General features: G+C 54.5%; 17 protein-coding genes. 13 read left to right on the top strand and 4 right to left on the bottom strand.

From position 1 onward, the window contains the following. Window positions 1–24: 24 nt before the first annotated feature. The gene (gene pspA, locus Y71_RS12480; protein WP_081120759.1) at window positions 25–693 is read right to left on the bottom strand and encodes a phage shock protein PspA; all 669 of its coding nucleotides are present in this window, start codon (window positions 691–693) and stop codon (window positions 25–27) included. Between the two features lie 167 nt (window positions 694–860). Here pspA and pspF point away from each other — a divergent pair, with 167 nt between their 5' ends. The 10 genes from pspF (at window position 861) to pdeR (ending at window position 13,830) form a co-directional block, all read left to right on the top strand. Next, on the top strand, window positions 861–1,847 hold the full coding sequence (pspF, locus tag Y71_RS12475) for a phage shock protein operon transcriptional activator (protein WP_172745715.1): 987 nt from the start codon (window positions 861–863) through the stop codon (window positions 1,845–1,847). A 98-nt stretch (window positions 1,848–1,945) separates the two neighbouring features. Further along, a complete protein-coding gene (sapA, locus tag Y71_RS12470) occupies window positions 1,946–3,586 on the top strand; it encodes an ABC transporter substrate-binding protein SapA (RefSeq protein WP_007371956.1) in 1,641 nt (546 codons plus the stop codon). Beyond that, window positions 3,583–4,548 carry a putrescine export ABC transporter permease SapB gene (gene sapB / locus Y71_RS12465; RefSeq protein ID WP_007371955.1) on the top strand — a complete coding sequence of 322 codons (966 nt, stop codon included), beginning with the start codon at window positions 3,583–3,585 and terminating at the stop codon, window positions 4,546–4,548. The genes sapA and sapB overlap by 4 nt, the downstream gene beginning before the upstream one ends. Continuing rightward, the gene (gene sapC, locus Y71_RS12460) at window positions 4,535–5,425 is read left to right on the top strand and encodes a putrescine export ABC transporter permease SapC (protein ID WP_007371954.1); all 891 of its coding nucleotides are present in this window, start codon (window positions 4,535–4,537) and stop codon (window positions 5,423–5,425) included. Before sapB ends, sapC begins: the two co-directional genes overlap by 14 nt. Further along, window positions 5,425–6,417, top strand: coding sequence for a putrescine export ABC transporter ATP-binding protein SapD (gene sapD / locus Y71_RS12455; RefSeq protein WP_007371953.1), 993 nt, complete (start codon window positions 5,425–5,427; stop codon window positions 6,415–6,417). Before sapC ends, sapD begins: the two co-directional genes overlap by 1 nt. Continuing rightward, window positions 6,417–7,223, top strand: coding sequence for a peptide ABC transporter ATP-binding protein SapF (gene sapF / locus Y71_RS12450; RefSeq protein WP_007371952.1), 807 nt, complete (start codon window positions 6,417–6,419; stop codon window positions 7,221–7,223). The genes sapD and sapF overlap by 1 nt, the downstream gene beginning before the upstream one ends. Before the next feature lie 122 nt (window positions 7,224–7,345). Beyond that, window positions 7,346–8,134 carry an enoyl-ACP reductase FabI gene (gene fabI, locus Y71_RS12445; protein ID WP_007371951.1) on the top strand — a complete coding sequence of 263 codons (789 nt, stop codon included), beginning with the start codon at window positions 7,346–7,348 and terminating at the stop codon, window positions 8,132–8,134. A gap of 178 nt (window positions 8,135–8,312) precedes the next feature. After that, window positions 8,313–9,485, top strand: coding sequence for a carboxymuconolactone decarboxylase family protein (locus Y71_RS12440; RefSeq protein WP_007371950.1), 1,173 nt, complete (start codon window positions 8,313–8,315; stop codon window positions 9,483–9,485). A 122-nt stretch (window positions 9,486–9,607) separates the two neighbouring features. Further along, window positions 9,608–11,542: an exoribonuclease II gene (locus tag Y71_RS12435; protein ID WP_007371949.1), complete on the top strand. Its 1,935-nt coding sequence runs from the start codon at window positions 9,608–9,610 to the stop codon at window positions 11,540–11,542. Between the two features lie 296 nt (window positions 11,543–11,838). Further along, window positions 11,839–13,830, top strand: coding sequence for a cyclic di-GMP phosphodiesterase (gene pdeR / locus Y71_RS12430; RefSeq protein WP_007371948.1), 1,992 nt, complete (start codon window positions 11,839–11,841; stop codon window positions 13,828–13,830). Here the strand turns inward: pdeR and Y71_RS12425 are convergent. Continuing rightward, on the bottom strand, window positions 13,827–14,696 hold the full coding sequence (locus Y71_RS12425; RefSeq protein ID WP_007371947.1) for a crotonase/enoyl-CoA hydratase family protein: 870 nt from the start codon (window positions 14,694–14,696) through the stop codon (window positions 13,827–13,829). The genes pdeR and Y71_RS12425 overlap by 4 nt on opposite strands. A 192-nt stretch (window positions 14,697–14,888) precedes the next feature. Between Y71_RS12425 and yciZ the strand changes: the two genes are divergently transcribed. From yciZ to osmB, 3 genes are all read left to right on the top strand, one after another. Further along, a complete protein-coding gene (gene yciZ, locus Y71_RS12420; RefSeq protein WP_007371946.1) occupies window positions 14,889–15,071 on the top strand; it encodes a protein YciZ/DeoL in 183 nt (60 codons plus the stop codon). Window positions 15,072–15,159: 88 nt separating this feature from the next. Continuing rightward, window positions 15,160–15,918 (top strand): DNA-binding transcriptional regulator YciT, encoded by a 759-nt coding sequence (gene yciT, locus Y71_RS12415; protein WP_007371945.1) that lies wholly within the window; start codon window positions 15,160–15,162, stop codon window positions 15,916–15,918. Between the two features lie 255 nt (window positions 15,919–16,173). Beyond that, a complete protein-coding gene (osmB, locus tag Y71_RS12410; protein ID WP_035885807.1) occupies window positions 16,174–16,392 on the top strand; it encodes an osmotically-inducible lipoprotein OsmB in 219 nt (72 codons plus the stop codon). 106 nt (window positions 16,393–16,498) lie between these two features. On the opposite strand, the gene yciH is transcribed toward osmB, so the two are convergent. After that, the gene (yciH, locus tag Y71_RS12405) at window positions 16,499–16,825 is read right to left on the bottom strand and encodes a stress response translation initiation inhibitor YciH (RefSeq protein ID WP_007371943.1); all 327 of its coding nucleotides are present in this window, start codon (window positions 16,823–16,825) and stop codon (window positions 16,499–16,501) included. Beyond that, window positions 16,825–17,562: an orotidine-5'-phosphate decarboxylase gene (pyrF, locus tag Y71_RS12400; RefSeq protein ID WP_007371942.1), complete on the bottom strand. Its 738-nt coding sequence runs from the start codon at window positions 17,560–17,562 to the stop codon at window positions 16,825–16,827. Before pyrF ends, yciH begins: the two co-directional genes overlap by 1 nt. Window positions 17,563–17,587: the final 25 nt, after the last annotated feature.

Below are 17,587 nucleotides of genomic sequence, written 5' to 3'. Positions count from 1 at the left end.
GCATCTTCTGATACCGCCTTATTATTATTGGTTGTCCTGTTTCATTTTGGCTTTCAGTTGCGCCAGTTGCTCGCTGATTTCGTCATCCGCACGCAGTTCGGCAAATTGCTGATCCAGCGATTTTTGTTTACCAAAGCCGTGGCTTTCGGCTTCCGCTTCCATCTGATCGATACGACGTTCGAAAGATTCAAAACGCGCCATCGCCTCATCCAGTTTGCCGCTATCCAGTTGACGGCGCACATCGCGCGAGGAGCTGGCCGCCTGGTGGCGCAGGGTCAACGCCTGCTGACGAGCACGGGTTTCGCTGAGTTTATTTTCCAGCTCGCCAATCTCTTTTTTCATCCGCGCCAGACTTTCATCCACCAGCGTGACTTCCTGGCCCAGAGTATCAATCAGCGCGGTGACTTTCTGTTTTTCGATCAGCGCCGCACGCGCCAGATCGTCTTTATCTTTACGCAGCGCCAGTTCAGCTTTCTCCTGCCACTCTTCTTGCTGGGCCGTGGCCTGCTCAATACGGCGCGTCAGCTGTTTTTTTTCCGCCAGCGCACGCGCTGAAGTTGAACGCACCTCAACCAGCGTATCTTCCATCTCCTGAATCATCAGGCGCACCAGTTTCTGCGGATCTTCCGCCTTTTCCAGCAGCGAGTTAATGTTGGCGTTCACGATGTCGGCAAAACGAGAAAAAATACCCATAATCTGTTCCTCTTCCTGTTTCTGTTATCGGGCGTGGCCCTGCTACATGACTACATAGCCCTGCTATTACAATCTTCGTGCCAGGTTTTTATTTAATTGATTTTTAAGAAATTGAATAATTTTACCGCAGCGACGTTTTCATTTAGAGTGGTTAATAAGACCAACTAATGGCGAATTTCATCATGTCAGAATATAAGGATAACCTGCTCGGTGAGGCCAATAGCTTTATCGAGGTGCTGGAACAGGTTTCGCGCCTTGCGCCGATCGATAAACCGGTACTGATCATCGGCGAGCGCGGCACCGGTAAAGAGTTGATTGCAAACCGTCTGCACTTCCTCTCCTCGCGCTGGCAAGGGCCATTTATCTCGCTTAACTGCGCGGCGCTGAATGAAAATCTGCTGGATTCCGAATTGTTCGGCCACGAAGCCGGCGCCTTTACCGGCGCGCAGAAGCGCCATCCAGGCCGCTTTGAGCGTGCCGACGGCGGAACACTGTTTCTCGACGAGCTGGCCACCGCGCCAATGCTGGTACAGGAAAAACTCCTGCGGGTCATTGAATATGGCGAACTCGAACGCGTGGGTGGCAGCCAGCCTTTGCAGGTGAATGTGCGGCTGGTCTGCGCGACCAATGCCGACCTGCCACAGATGGTGCTGGACGGCACCTTCCGCGCCGATCTGCTCGACAGGCTGGCCTTTGACGTGGTGTTGTTGCCACCGCTGCGCCAGCGCCAGAGCGATATCATGCTGATGGCCGATCACTTTGCCATTCAGATGTGCCGGGAACTTAAATTGCCGCTGTTCCCCGGCTTTACCGAACGTGCCCGCGATGTGCTGATGAATTACGCCTGGCCCGGAAATATTCGCGAGCTAAAAAACGTGGTGGAACGTTCAGTTTATCGCCATGGGCGCAGTGATGAGCCGCTTGATACCATCATTCTTGACCCGTTTAACCGTACATTGACTGCACCGAAGGCTGAAGAGAATACCTCAATTTCCCTGCCGCTGGATTTGCGTCAGTTTCAGCACCAGCAGGAAAAGCAACTGCTGCAGCAGAGTCTGCAACAGGCGAAATTTAGCCAAAAACGCGCCGCGGAATTGCTGGGACTGACCTATCACCAGCTACGGGCACTGCTGAAAAAGCATCAAATAAGCTGAAATCGTCGACAATAACAGCAGTCGCTTGCAGACATTTGTACGAAGCCATAGCAAGTGCGATACACTTTGTTCATGAATTTAAACATGTTGAATAAATCATGCGTCCGGTTCTCTCCTCTCTGCTGTTGACCGCAAGCCTGATCGCAGGCATCGCCCAGGCGGCAGTCACGCCTGCTCCGCTGGCGGATATTCGCGACAGCGGTTTTGTTTATTGCGTCAACGGCCAGGTCGATACTTTTAACCCGCAGAAAACCAGCAGCGGTTTGATTGTTGATACGCTGGCCGCGCAACTCTACGATCGCTTGCTGGACGTCGATCCCTACACTTACCGGCTGGTGCCGGAACTGGCGGAAAGCTGGGAAGTGCTGGATAACGGTGCAACTTACCGTTTTCGTCTGCGCGATAACGTTGCCTTTCAGACCACGCCCTGGTTCACTCCGCACCGCGCATTAAATGCCGACGACGTGGTATTTACTTTTCAGCGCATTTTCAACCGCAATCATCCCTGGCATAACGTCAACGGCGATAGTTTCCCGTACTTCGACAGTTTGCAGTTTGCCGATTCCGTCGACAGCGTGCGCAAGCTGGACAACCGCACCGTCGAGTTTCGCCTGAAAAAACCGGATGCCTCATTTTTATGGCATCTGGCAACACATTATGCCTCGGTGATGTCGGCGGAATACGCAGGCGAACTGGCGAACAAAGATCGGCAGGAACTGATCGATCGCCAGCCGGTCGGCACCGGCCCCTATCAGCTTGATGAGTATCGCGCCGGGCAATATATTCGGTTACAACGTCACGAAAAATTCTGGCGCGGTAAACCACTGATGCAGCAGGTGGTTGTCGATTTAGGCTCCGGCGGTACGGGCCGTTTATCAAAATTACTGACCGGCGAGTGCGATGTCCTGGCGTGGCCAGCCGCCAGCCAGTTGACCATTCTGCGTGACGACCCGCGCCTGCGCCTGACGCTGCGTCCGGGGATGAACATCGCCTATCTGGCATTTAATACCAACAAACCGCCGCTGAATAACCCGCAAGTGCGCCATGCGCTGGCACTGTCGATCAATAACCAGCGCCTGATGCAGTCGATCTACTACGGCACAGCGGAAACGGCGGCGTCAATTCTGCCCCGCGCCTCCTGGGCTTATGATAATGAAGCCAAAATCACCGAATACGATCCGGATCAGGCGCGCGAACGGCTGAAAGCGCTGGGGCTGGAGAATCTCACATTACAACTGTGGGTGCCGACCAGCTCACAGCCCTGGAACCCCAGCCCGCTGAAAACCGCCGAGCTTATCCAGGCCGATATGGCGCAGGTCGGCGTTAAAGTGGTGATCGTACCGGTGGAAGGCCGTTTCCAGGAAGCGCGATTGATGGACATGAACCATGATTTGACACTCACGGGCTGGGCGACGGACAGTAACGATCCGGACAGTTTCTTCCGCCCGCTGCTGAGTTGCGCGGCGATAAACTCGCAGACCAACTTTGCGCACTGGTGCGACCATGAATTCGACGATGTGTTGCAAAAAGCGCTCGCTTCACAGCAACTTGCTGCGCGAATTGATGATTATGACGAAGCCCAGCAAATCCTCGCTCGCGAATTGCCGGTGCTGCCGCTGGCCTCCTCGCTGCGTTTGCAGGCGTATCGCTATGATATTAAAGGGCTGGTGCTGAGTCCGTTCGGCAGCGCCTCTTTTGCCGGGGTCTCGCGGGATAAACAAGAGGTGTCGAAGCCATGATTATCTTTACTTTGCGTCGTCTGTTGCTTCTGTTGGTGACCCTCTTTTTGCTGACGTTTGTCGGCTTCAGCCTGAGCTATTTCACGCCACACGCGCCACTCCAGGGCGCCTCGCTGTGGAACGCGTGGGTGTTCTGGTTTAATGGCCTGCTGCACTGGGATTTTGGCGTATCCAGCATTAACGGCCAGCTTATTTCAGAACAGTTAAAAGAGGTATTCCCCGCCACGATGGAACTCTGCCTGCTGGCTTTTGGTTCCGCGCTGGTGATCGGTATCCCGGTCGGGATGCTCGCCGGGGTAATGCGCAGTAAGTGGCAGGATTCACTGATTAGCGCCATTGCGCTGCTCGGCTTTTCCATCCCGGTGTTCTGGCTGGCGCTGCTGCTGACGCTTTTCTTTTCGCTCAATCTTGGCTGGCTGCCGGTGTCCGGGCGCTTCGACCTGCTCTATCAGGTAAAAACAGTCACCGGATTCTCGCTGATTGATGCCTGGCTTTCGGACTCGCCGTGGCGCGATGAGATGATGGCCAGCGCTTTGCGCCATCTGATATTGCCGGTAATGACGCTGGCGGTAGCGCCAACGACGGAAGTGATCCGCCTGATGCGAATCAGCACCATTGATGTATTCGACAAAAATTACATTAAAGCGGCGGCGACGCGCGGTCTTTCACGCGTTACGATTTTGCGCCGCCATGTGCTGCATAATGCCCTGCCGCCGGTGATCCCGCGCCTTGGGCTGCAATTTTCCACCATGCTGACGCTGGCGATGATCACTGAAATGGTATTCAGCTGGCCGGGCCTTGGGCGCTGGTTGATTAATGCCATTCGCCAGCAGGATTACGCGGTGATTTCGGCCGGTGTGATGGTAATTGGCTCGCTGGTCATTATTGTCAACGTGCTGTCGGATATTCTGGGTGCGCTGGCGAACCCGTTGAAACATAAGGAATGGTATGCCTTACGATAGCGTTTATAGCGAAAAACGCCCGCCCGGCACGCTGCGCACAGCCTGGCGTAAATTTTATGGCGATACCACCGCGATGATCGGTCTGTACGGCTGCGGCGCGCTGGCGTTGCTGTGTATTTTTGGCCACTGGTTCGCGCCTTACGGTATCGACCAACAGTTCCTCGGTTATCAGCTTTTACCGCCATCATGGTCGCGCTATGGCGATGTGTCATTTTTCCTCGGCACGGATGATCTGGGGCGTGATGTGCTGAGCCGTCTGTTAAGCGGCGCAGCGCCAACAGTAGGCGGTGCATTTATCGTCACGCTGGCTGCCACGCTGTGCGGGCTGGCGCTCGGCATTTTTGCGGGCGCCACCCACGGGCTGCGCTCAGCTGTGCTGAACCATATTCTCGATACGCTGTTATCGCTGCCGACACTGCTGCTGGCGATTATTGTGGTGGCATTTGCTGGTCCGCATCTTACTCATGCGATGTTCGCCGTCTGGCTGGCGCTGTTGCCGCGCATGGTGCGTTCGGTCTACAGCATGGTGCATGACGAGCTGGAGAAAGAGTATGTGGTCGCCGCCCGGCTTGATGGCGCGTCAACGAGCAATATCCTCTGGTACGCCGTGCTGCCTAATATTACCGCCGGGATGGTGACGGAAATCACCCGTGCGCTGTCGATGGCGATTCTGGATATCGCTGCGCTGGGCTTTCTCGATCTCGGCGCGCAGCTTCCCTCCCCTGAATGGGGCGCAATGCTCGGCGATGCGCTGGAACTGATTTATGTCGCGCCGTGGACCGTGATGCTACCGGGCGCGGCCATTATGATTAGCGTGCTGCTGGTTAATATCCTCGGCGACGGGATCCGTCGTGCGATCGCGGCGGGAGTCGAATAATGCCACTTCTTGATATCCGCAATCTGACCATTGAAGTGAAGACCGGCGATGATTGGGTTAAAGCCGTCGATCGCATCAGCCTGACGCTTGCAGAAGGTGAAATTCGCGGGCTGGTGGGCGAATCTGGTTCGGGTAAGAGCCTGATCGCAAAAGCGATTTGCGGCGTCACCAAAGATAACTGGCGCGTCACCGCCGATCGCATGCGCTTTGACGATATTGACCTGCTGCGTCTCTCGGCGCGCGAACGCCGCAAGCTGCTCGGCCATAACGTGTCGATGATTTTCCAGGAGCCGCAATCCTGTCTCGATCCCTCGGAGCGCGTCGGTAAGCAGTTGATGCAAAACATTCCCGGCTGGACGTGGAAAGGCCGCTGGTGGCAGCGCTTTGGCTGGCGTAAACGCCGGGCTATTGAGCTTCTGCACCGCGTCGGGATTAAAGATCACAAAGATGCGATGCGCAGTTTCCCCTACGAGCTGACTGAAGGCGAATGTCAGAAAGTGATGATCGCCATCGCGCTGGCTAACCAGCCGCGCCTGCTGATTGCTGACGAACCGACGAACGCGATGGAGCCGACAACCCAGGCGCAGATTTTCCGTCTGCTCGACCGTCTTAACCAGAACAACAACACTACCATTATGCTGATCAGCCACGATTTACAAATGCTCAGCAAATGGGCCGACCGCATTAATGTGATGTATTGCGGGCAAACGGTGGAAACCGCGCCCAGCGAAGAGCTGGTGGTTACGCCGCACCATCCGTATACGCAGGCGCTGATCCGCGCGATTCCGGATTTTGGCAGTGCGATGCCGCATAAAAGCCGCCTCAACACAATGCCTGGCGCCATTCCACTGCTTGAGCAACTGCCGATTGGTTGCCGCCTCGGGCCGCGCTGTCCGTATGCGCAGCGCAAATGCGTCGAAACACCGCGTCTGACCGGCGCGAGAAACCATCTTTATGCCTGCCACTTCCCGCTGAATATGGAGAGCGAATGATGGTTGAGACCTTGCTTGAAGTGCGTAACCTGAGCAAAACCTTCCGCTACCGCACAGGCTGGTTCCGTCGTCAAACCGTGGAGGCAGTTAAACCGTTAAGTTTTACCCTGCGCGAAAAGCAGACGCTGGCGATTATCGGCGAGAACGGTTCCGGGAAATCGACGCTGGCGAAAATGCTGGCGGGCATGGTCGAACCCTCTTCCGGCGAGCTGGTGATTGACGATCAGCCGCTGCATTATGGCGACTATACTTTCCGCAGCCAGCGCATTCGCATGATTTTTCAGGATCCCACGACATCGCTCAACCCGCGTCAACGTTTGTCGCAAATTCTTGATTTTCCGCTGCGTCTGAACACGGATCTGGAGCCGGAAGCACGACGAAAACGCATCCTGGAGACGCTGCGCATGGTGGGGTTGTTGCCGGATCATGTCAGCTACTACCCGCACATGCTGGCGCCAGGACAAAAACAGCGCCTTGGTCTGGCGCGCGCGCTGATCCTGCGGCCGAAGGTGATCATCGCCGATGAAGCGCTGGCCTCGCTGGATATGTCGATGCGTTCGCAGTTAATTAACCTGATGCTGGAATTGCAGGAAAAACAGGGTATCTCTTATATCTATGTCACCCAGCATATCGGGATGATGAAGCACATTAGCGACCAGGTGCTGGTTATGCATCAGGGCGAAGTGGTGGAGCGCGGTAGCACTGCCGATGTGCTGGCCTCTCCGCTGCATGATTTAACAAAACGTTTGATCGCCGGGCATTTTGGCGAAGCATTAACCGCTGATGCCTGGCGTAAAGACCGCTGATTGACGAGATTCAGTGGTCGGATTAACTCATTCGGCGACTCATGATAGAATCGCCGCGTTTTAACGACGAGCGCCCCATGAAGAGGACGCTCGCCACAACAATGAATATAAGGATTAAAGCTATGGGTTTTCTTTCCGGTAAGCGCATTCTGGTTACTGGCGTCGCCAGCAAACTCTCCATCGCATACGGCATCGCACAGGCAATGCATCGCGAAGGCGCTGAGCTGGCATTCACCTACCAGAACGACAAGCTGAAAGGCCGTGTTGAAGAGTTTGCCGCCCAGCTGGGTTCCAGTATTGTTCTGGAATGTGATGTTGCTAAGGATGAGAGCATCGACGCGCTGTTTGCGGACCTGGCGAAAGTCTGGCCGAAATTTGACGGTTTCGTTCACTCCATCGGCTTCGCTCCGGGCGATCAGCTGGACGGCGACTACGTCAACGCGGTAACCCGCGAAGGTTTTAAAATCGCACACGACATCAGCTCCTACAGCTTCGTGGCAATGGCTAAAGCCTGCCGCCAGATGCTGAATCCTGGCTCCGCGCTGCTGACGCTCTCCTACCTGGGCGCTGAGCGTGCGATCCCGAACTACAACGTAATGGGTCTGGCTAAAGCCTCTCTGGAAGCGAACGTGCGTTACATGGCGAATGCCATGGGCCCGGAAGGCGTGCGTGTTAACGGTATTTCCGCAGGTCCGATCCGTACGCTGGCGGCGTCCGGTATTAAAGACTTCCGTAAAATGCTGGCGCACTGCGAAGCGGTTACCCCGATTCGCCGCACTGTGACCATTGAGGACGTGGGCAACTCCGCTGCGTTCCTGTGCTCCGATCTCTCCGCCGGTATCTCCGGTGAAGTGGTTCACGTAGATGGTGGCTTTAACATCGCTGCGATGAACGAACTGGAAATCAAATAATTTCCCCTCGCCCCTTCTCTGAAGGGGCTTTTCCTTCGATATGCCATTCTGATATTTATTATCACCTAACAATCTTTCATCCCAAACTTGCCATGCGCCAGGATAAAGCAGCAAAAAAGATCCGGCGTATAGACCTGACGTCGAATCCGGATCGCCACTTTCAGACCAAGGAACGACCATGGAACGACGCCGGACAGAAGGCAAAAACCACTGGTACCATGAGACCCAGTCGAGTGCCAGCCGTGCGCAGGCGCTACCGCTGGTTCCCGAAGCCGCCACGGTAAATGACCCTTTCCTGCTCGATATCGCCCTGCCTGAAGACCAGGCTGCCAATCTTGACGGTATTGTGACACCCGCCCGCAAGCTCTACGCCCTGCTCTTTCCGCAGCGCGTGACGGTTAATCGCCTGCGCACCTTCAGCACCTACGATCGTCTCAGCACTGCGCTTACCGTAGCGCAGGTTTTTGGTATTCAGCGGTTATGCAACCACTATGCAGCGCGACTAGCACCGCTGCCAGGCCCGGATTCTTCGCGGGAGAGTAACTACCGGCTGGCGCAAATCACGCAATATGCCCGCCAGCTTGCGGCTTCACCGTCAGTGATTGACGCCCGCGCGCGGCAGCAACTGGAAGATGTCGGTTTAACCCAGTATGACGTGGTGGTTATCACGCAAATTATCGGCTTTGTCGCTTTCCAGGCCCGTGTTCTGGCGATATTGCAGGCCGTTCTCGGCCAGCCTGTGCGCGTGATCCCTGGCATGGAGGTACAACAGGAAGCCGATGCCTCACTGTTCGCTCACGCCGATATCATATGGGAACCCGCCATTGATGCCGTGGATTTGCGCATTGCTAACGCGCCGCAGATGGAGTCGCTGGCTCACTGGCAACCGCTACCGGAACTGCGCCTGCTCGCCCCGCTGCTGGCACATGAACATTTGCAATTAAATGCGCTGGGCGAGATTTGCGACAAGCTGACCAGAGCGACGCCGAATAAACAGCTCGCCGGGCTTACCGCGCTCTATACTGCCCGCATTAATGGCAGCGTCGGTTGTTTCGCCGAAGCGCTACAACGTGCGCCGCAGGAGAGATCGATGGAACACGCCTTGCGCGGCGGCGAGCGCGAGGTTAATCGCGAAACGGCCGACAATCCGCAAATCAGGGCATTGCTGCAGTCCGTGCAATTGCTTACCTGCGCCGCCGATCGCTTCAGCCCACTGCACTTTTCACTGCTTGTTGAGCAAGGTTTCAGTCGCCAGGCAGCGGTGAGCCTGCTGATGGGCTGCGCCCTGAACGGCTGGCTTAACCGCCTGAAAATCGCCCTCGGGCAAACTACCTTCCCTGAGACGGAATAACGCAGCGGCAAGCGGCTTCGCCGCCGCTTGCCCACACAGATTTTGCTGAAACAGCGCTTGCCGCAACCAGCAGAATCGCGTAAAACTGTCAGCCGCTCTTTTAGCCACGAAAATACATAACTATGTTTCAGGACAACCCGCTGCTAGCGCAGCTTAAACAGCAACTTCATTCCCAGACACCACGCGCGGAAGGTGTTGTAAAAGGCACGGAAAAAGGCTTCGGATTTCTGGAAGTCGATGCGCAAAAAAGCTACTTCATTCCGCCGCCGCAGATGAAGAAAGTGATGCACGGTGACAAAATCATCGCCGTCATTCACAGCGACAAAGATCGCGAAAGCGCAGAACCTGAAGAGCTGGTCGAGCCGTTTCTGACCCGTTTTGTCGGTAAAGTGCAGAAGAAAGACGATCGTCTTTCCATCGTACCGGATCATCCGTTGCTAAAAGACGCCATTCCCTGCCGCGCGGCTCGCGGCGTGGAACATGATTTTAAAGAAGGCGACTGGGCCGTTGCGGAAATGCGTCGCCATCCACTCAAAGGCGATCGCGGCTTCTATGCCGAACTGACGCAGTTTATTACCTTTGCGGAAGACCATTTTGTTCCGTGGTGGGTTACCCTGGCGCGCCATAATCTGGAAAAAGAAGCGCCGAACGGCGTGGCGACGGAAATGCTTGATGACGGTCTGCAACGCGTCGATCTGACCGCGCTGGATTTCGTCACTATCGACAGCGCCAGCACTGAAGATATGGACGATGCGTTGTTTGTGGAAGAGACCGCCGACGGCAAACTGCAACTGACCGTTGCTATCGCCGATCCTACCGCGTGGATTGCTGAAGGCAGCAAGCTGGATGATTCCGCCAAAGTGCGCGCCTTCACCAACTATCTGCCGGGCTTTAATATCCCGATGCTGCCGCGCGAACTCTCCGACGATCTCTGCTCTCTGCGCGCGAACGAAATCCGCCCTGCGCTGGTTTGCCGCATGACGCTGGATGACGAAGGTAGCATCGAAGAGAATATCGAATTCTTTGCCGCCACCATCGAATCGAAAGCCAAACTGGTTTACGACGAGGTCTCCGACTGGCTGGAAAATACCGGCTCATGGCAACCGGCGAATGAAGCGATTGCCGCGCAGATCCGTCTGCTGCATCGCGTAAGCCAGCTTCGTTCACAGTGGCGTCAGACCCACGCGCTGGTGTTCAAAGATCGCCCGGATTACCGCTTTGTGCTGGGTGAAAAAGGCGAAGTGCTGGATATCGTGGCCGAACCGCGCCGCATTGCGAACCGCATTGTTGAAGAGGCGATGATCGCCGCCAATATCTGCGCCGCTCGCGTTCTGCGCGACAAGCTGGGCTTCGGTATTTATAACGTGCACCTTGGTTTTGATCCGGCGAACAGCGAGCAGCTGGCCGCCATGCTGAAAACCCATGGCATGCATGTTGATGCGGAAGAAGTGCTGACGCTGGAAGGTTTCTGCAAACTGCGTCGCGAACTGGATGCTCAACCGTCAGGCTTCCTCGACAGCCGTATTCGCCGCTTCCAGTCGTTTGCCGAGATCAGCGTTGCGCCAGGCCCGCACTTCGGTCTTGGCCTCGAAGCGTATGCCACCTGGACTTCACCAATCCGTAAGTACGGCGATATGGTTAACCATCGTCTGCTGAAAGCGATTATTAAAGGTGAAACGCCGAAGCGTCCGCAGGACGAAACCACCGTGCAGATGGCTGAACGTCGCCGTCTGAATCGCATGGCTGAACGCGATGTCGGTGACTGGCTGTACGCCCGTTTCCTGCAAAACAAAGCCGGTACAGACACCCGTTTTGCAGCCGAGATTATCGATGTCAGCCGTGGTGGTATGCGCGTGCGCCTAGTCGATAACGGCGCCGTCGCGTTTATTCCGGCCCCCTTCATTCACGCTGTGCGTGATGAGCTGGTTTGCAGCCAGGAAAACGGCACGGTGCAAATCAAAGGCGAAACAGCGTTTAAAGTGACGGATGTTATTGATGTCACGATCGCCGAAGTGCGCATGGAAACCCGCAGCATTATCGCGCGTCCGGCCCTGTAAAAAACTCACCAGCGGCTCCTTCCCCGTCGAAGGAGCCGTTTTTCGCTGCGATCCCTCCCGCATTTTTTTTCAATTCCTCCCACAACCCGGTAAAAACAGCCACAATAAAACCAGGTCAACTTACTGTTTCGCCCCGATTTATACATTTTTCGCGCCAGCTCTGCTGATACCCGGACTCGCGTTAATGGCATATTCTAAGAAATACAACGCGTTCGTCCTGATGGCCCTTTAACCTGGGCGGTGTTACGCCCGTAAAATGAGTACCCGTTGCGCTTTTAGGTGGGTTGGGAGATAGCATGAAAGACTCGCAGGAACAGAATCTGCTGTTTCGTTACCTGGGTTCGAATAGCCCATTCTGGCGATTGAGCGCCGATAGCAACGCCCTGCACTTTGCCCCCGATGAAACTGCCGATATCAGCCAGGTAGTGCCTCTGACTGATGAGCAGGCGGAACAGATCCGCGAAATGACGGTGATCACTTCCAGCTTAACTATGCATATTTCCGTTTACGGTGAAGAGATGTCCATCCATCTGGTCGGGCGCAAAATTTCCCGCCGGGAATGGGCTGGTACCGCTTCGGCATGGGACGATACTCAGTCTGTCGCCCGCGACCTGGTTCAGGGGCTCTCTTTTGCTGAACAGGTGGTTTCGGAAGCTAATTCAGTGATCGTGATCCTCGACCGCCTCGGCAATATTCAGCGCTTTAACCGATTGAGCGAAGAATATACCGGCATGAAAGAGCAGGAAGTGATCGGGCAAAATGTCTTTAAGCTGTTTATGAGTCGCAGCGAAGCCGCCGCCTCAAAGCGCAATATCACGCAATTTTTTAGGGAAGGTTCATCCTATGAGGTGGAGCGCTGGATCAAAACGCGCAAAGGCCAGCGCCTGTTTCTGTTTCGCAATAAGTTCGTCCACAGCGGCAGCGGTAAAAACGAGATCTTCCTGATTTGCTCGGGCACGGATATTACCGAAGAGCGCCGGGCACAGGAACGATTGCGGGTGCTGGCTAATACTGACACCATCACCGGTTTACCTAACCGCAATGCCATTCACGAGATGATCAGCGACGCCATTGCCAACCGGGGCGATACGCAGGTCGGGATTGTGTATCTCGATTTAGATAACTTCAAAAAGGTCAACGACGCGTATGGCCACATGTTCGGCGATCAACTGTTACAGGCGGTTGCACTGGCTATTTTGAGCTGCCTTGAAGAAGGCCAGGTGCTGGCAAGGCTCGGCGGCGATGAGTTTATTGTGCTGGGGACGAATACTTCTCAGAGCACTCTCGAAGCAATGGCTTCCCGTATACTGACACGCCTGCGTCAGCCCTTCCGTATCGGGCTTATCGAAATTTATACGGGGTGTTCATTGGGTATTGCGCTTGCACCGCAGCACGGTGCCGATCGCGAAAGCGTGATCCGCAATGCCGACACGGCGATGTATACCGCCAAAGAGAATGGCCGTGGGAAATTTTGCGTCTTCTCGCCGGAGATGAATCAACGTGTTTTTGAATATATCTGGCTGGATACCAACCTGCGCAGAGCGCTGGAAAAAAACCAGCTCGTCATTCACTATCAACCCAAAGTGACCTGGCGCGGCGAAGTTCGCAGCCTGGAAGCGCTGGTGCGCTGGCAATCACCGGAGCGCGGATTGATCCCGCCGATGGATTTCATTGCTTATGCGGAAGAGTCGGGGCTGATTGTTCCGCTCGGACGATGGGTCATGCTGGAGGTGGTGCGTCAGCTCGCGAAATGGCGAGACAAAGAGATCAATTTGCGCGTTGCGGTCAACGTTTCAGCACGCCAGCTCGCCGACCAGACGATTTTTAGCGACCTGAAACAGGCGCTTCACGACCTCAATTTTGAACACTGCCCTATTGATGTCGAACTGACAGAGAGTTGCCTGATTGAAAACGCTGAACTGGCGCTGTCGGTTATTCAGCAATTCAGCGCATTAGGCGCGCAGGTGCATCTGGATGATTTCGGTACCGGCTATTCGTCTCTGTCGCAGTTGGCACGTTTTCCCCTGGACGCCATCAAGCTCGACCAATCTTTTGTCCGTGAAATTCATAAACAATCCGTTTCGCAATCACTGGTGCGCGCCATCGTCGCCGTGGCGCAGGCGCTGAATTTGCAGGTGATTGCCGAAGGAGTAGAGAGTGCAAAAGAAGACGCCTTTCTGACCAAGAATGGCGTCAATGAGCGGCAGGGGTTTCTGTTTGCCAGACCGATGCCCGCTGCCGCGTTTGAGCGCTGGTTTAAGCGCTATCAGGCGCGAAAGATGCGTTAGCTGGCATTACGTAAGCTCACCGCAGTGTGCCGGTTTTGCAGCAACACCAGGCGTTCCATATAAGCAATATCTTTTGGCTGGACGCAAAACGCCGCATCCACCCAATCTTCCGTAATATCCATCAACTCGCTGCGCGGCAGTTGCAGTACCCGCTGCCGTGCACGTAGCATTGCGCGAACACCGTTCAGGCGGGGCTGGAGCGTATCGATAAAAGTACGTACCGCCATAAACCCCTGCCCGACATCAAAGGTCTGATCCACCAGCCCCTGCTGTTCGTACCACTCTGCGGTATGCGACTCGCCTTTGTAGATCAGGTCTTCCGCCAGTTTCATACCAGAACGGCGAACGACCAGCGAATAGGCTCCCATACCGGGAAAGAGGTTAAAGGCTATTTCCGGGAACCCCATACGGGCATCACGTTGCGCTAACAGAAAGTGGTGCGCCAGCGCCGCTTCGAAACCACCACCGAGCGCGCTGCCTTCGACCATCGCCAGTGAAATCGCACCGGTGTCAAAGCCGCGTGACGCGGCATGGACACAGTCCACGCAGGCACGGGCGTAGGCACGTAGCGCTTCGCGTCGTCCATTTTTAATGCATTCAACAAAGAATTGTAGATCTCCGCCTGTGTTGTACATACCGGGAACCAGCGAACCTGTTACCCAGAAATCCACTGCGAACCCTGCCCGTTTGACGAGCCAGGAGATATTCATGATCTCTTCAATCAATGCGTGGTTGAAGCAAGGGCGCGGCCTGGCGCGCAACATCATCCACACGGTACGTCGCTCCTCCTCATAGTATCCAGAAAGTTGCGTAAAACGTTCATTATCAGTAAACAGTTTGCACGTAGCCTGGTTGATAACAGTCATTGCTTTATCCTCCGGTAAAAAAAGCGCATTGCGCGCACTGCAAGACTAATCCACGCCAGAACCGGGCTGCCTGTGACATAATGAATATATGCTGAGTGCTTATAAGAATTTGAGATTTCGTTTTTTTTCTTCTCTTTTTACACTCTTTTCTGCATCATTAATTTATTCATTTTTCGATATAAAGGTGAAGGTATGGCAGACATTGACCTTAAACTCCTTGCGGGCCGGATCGATACCGTTCTGGACATACTGGTTGCCGGAGACACACAATCTGCAATTCGCAATCTGGAGATTCTGAAGGCGGAATTATTGGATCTCGACAACAACGACAAGGCCTCCTCTTCTGGCGCGCCTAAAACGCCCTGGGAAATTTGATCTTTCATTTTCACCATCACGCGGCAGCAGGATGCGATAGCCGCAGTGGTGATGTCCGAATTCAATACCTGATTAAAACGACACGACTATGAATTCCCGACAACAAATTATTCTGCAAACGGTGATTGATAAAGGCCAGATGAGCGTCGCCGATCTGGCTCGCATGACCGGCGTTTCTGAAGTCACGATTCGCCAGGATCTGAATACGCTGGAGAAACAGAGCTATCTGCGCCGCACACACGGTTTTGCCGTGCCGCTGGATAGCGATGATGTTGAAACGCGCATGATGAGTAACTACACCGTCAAGCGCGCGCTGGCGGATTTTGCCGCCTCTCTGGTTAGCCCAGGCGAAACTGTATTTATTGAAAACGGCAGCAGTAATGCGCTGCTCGCCCGCAAGTTAGGCGAACAGAGCGACATCACCATTATTACTGTCAGCAGCTATATCGCGCACCTGCTGAAGGAGTCGCTGTGCGATGTGATCCTGCTTGGCGGCATCTACCAGAAAAAGAGTGAAAGCATGGTCGGCCCGCTGACGCGGCAGTACATCCAGCAGGTGCACTTCAGTAAAGCGTTTATCGGTATCGATGGCTGGCAGCCGGAAACGGGTTTTACCGGTCGGGATATGATGCGTACTGATGTCGTTAATGCGGTGCTGGAAAAAGGCAGCGAGGCGATTGTGCTTACCGATAGCTCCAAATTTGGTGTGATGCATCCTTATACGCTAGGCCCGGCTGAACGCTTCCAGCGGGTGATTACCGATGAAAAACTCTCTTCCGAAGCACATCAACAACTTCGCCAGGCAGGCCTGATCGTTGATATTGTTAAACCCGGTATTACTGATTAATTCTCCGCCCGCGAAAGCGGGCTATCTTACTTATATCTGGGAATATTCCGACGCGTTGATTAAGAGTTTTTACCTGTCTGACTTTCTGCCCGCGAGTAAAATTAATATTAGCGATATAACAGGAAGTGACTATCACTCGCGTGATTGTATTACACCTGCGCAGCAAGGTTTCACGGAAGTGCTTTAAGGTGGGCTACAGCTTCTATACTTAAAGAGAACATTTTTCCGTGAATCGATAATTCAGGAGAAAGTATGATGATGTTAACAAGTAAAAAAATGGCCACCGCACTTCTCACCGTAACCCTGGCAATGTCTCTGAGCGCCTGCGGTCACTGGGATAAACGTTCTCGTAATACTGCCATCGGCGCAGGTGCGGGCGCGCTGGGTGGTGCTGTACTGACTGATGGTAGCACGCTGGGTACATTAGGTGGCGCGGCTGTCGGCGGTATTATTGGCCACCAGGTTGGTAAATAATTGGTCATTGAAACGGCGACAACAAGAAAATAAATATACTTTCTTTTCAGGTCTGAGTTACGCAGTGTAAAAATAAGGCCGCGATTTATATCGCGGCCTTTCTGTTTTATCCACCGGCAAGTTTGACTTTCATTCCTTTGGCTTCCAGCAGCGATTTTAATAAATCACGCTTGTCCCCCTGGATCTCAATTACACCGTTTTTTACCGCACCGCCGCATCCACATTTTTTCTTCAATTCAGCGGCCAGTTTCGCTAGTGTTTCATCATCAGAATCGATACCGGTGATCAGGCACACGCCTTTGCCTTTGCGTCCGCTGGTCTGACGTTGAATACGTACAATGCCATCGCCTTTCGGGCGTACGGCAGCCTCTTTGGGCTCGTCAATACGCCCGGTTTCCGTCGAATAAACCAGACGGCTGTTGTTGTCGCTCATTAAGCCCCCTTACCCAGCGAAGCGTTGATGGCTTTCAGGGTTGCGGCCGGATCTTCCGATTGCGTAACCGGGCGTCCAATTACCATATAGTCTACGCCTGCAAGCTGCGCCTCTTCCGGCGTCATAATACGGCGTTGATCGCCCGCTGCACTGCCCTTGGGACGAATGCCCGGCGTCACCAGTTTAAACGCCTTACCCAGTTCGCTTTTGAAACGTACGGCTTCCTGAGCAGAGCAGACTACGCCATCAAGGCCGCACTGCTGCGTCAGGCGCGCCAGACGCTCAGCATGCTCTGCCGGTGAGGTGTTGATGCCCAGATCCTGTAAATCGCTGGCTTCCATGCTGGTTAATACGGTCACAGCGATCAGCAGCGGCGCATCGGAGCCAAAAGACGATAGCGCCTCTTTCGCCGCCGTCATCATCCGCGCCCCACCCGAGGCGTGAACGTTAACCATCCACACACCGAGTTCTGCCGCTGCTTTCACCGCATGCGCCGTGGTGTTAGGGATATCATGAAATTTCAGGTCGAGGAAAATATCAAAACCACGCTGTTGCAGATCGCGCACCAGTTGCGGCCCGAACAACGTAAACATCTCTTTGCCCACTTTCAGGCGGCAATCGCGGGGATCGATGCGGTCGACAAACGCCAGTGCTTTGTCGCGGTTATCGTAATCAAGTGCCACTACCACCGGGGAAGCAGTCACAGCGCGGGAAGTCGATAAAGGAGTAGATGTCATGATCAGACCTTCTGAAATGAGGCAC

Origin of the sequence: Kosakonia radicincitans DSM 16656, assembly GCF_000280495.2 — a bacterium.
Lineage (GTDB): Bacteria > Pseudomonadota > Gammaproteobacteria > Enterobacterales > Enterobacteriaceae > Kosakonia > Kosakonia radicincitans.
The sequence above is the reverse complement of the archived record's forward strand: the minus strand, read 5'-3'. Positions and strand labels throughout refer to the sequence as shown.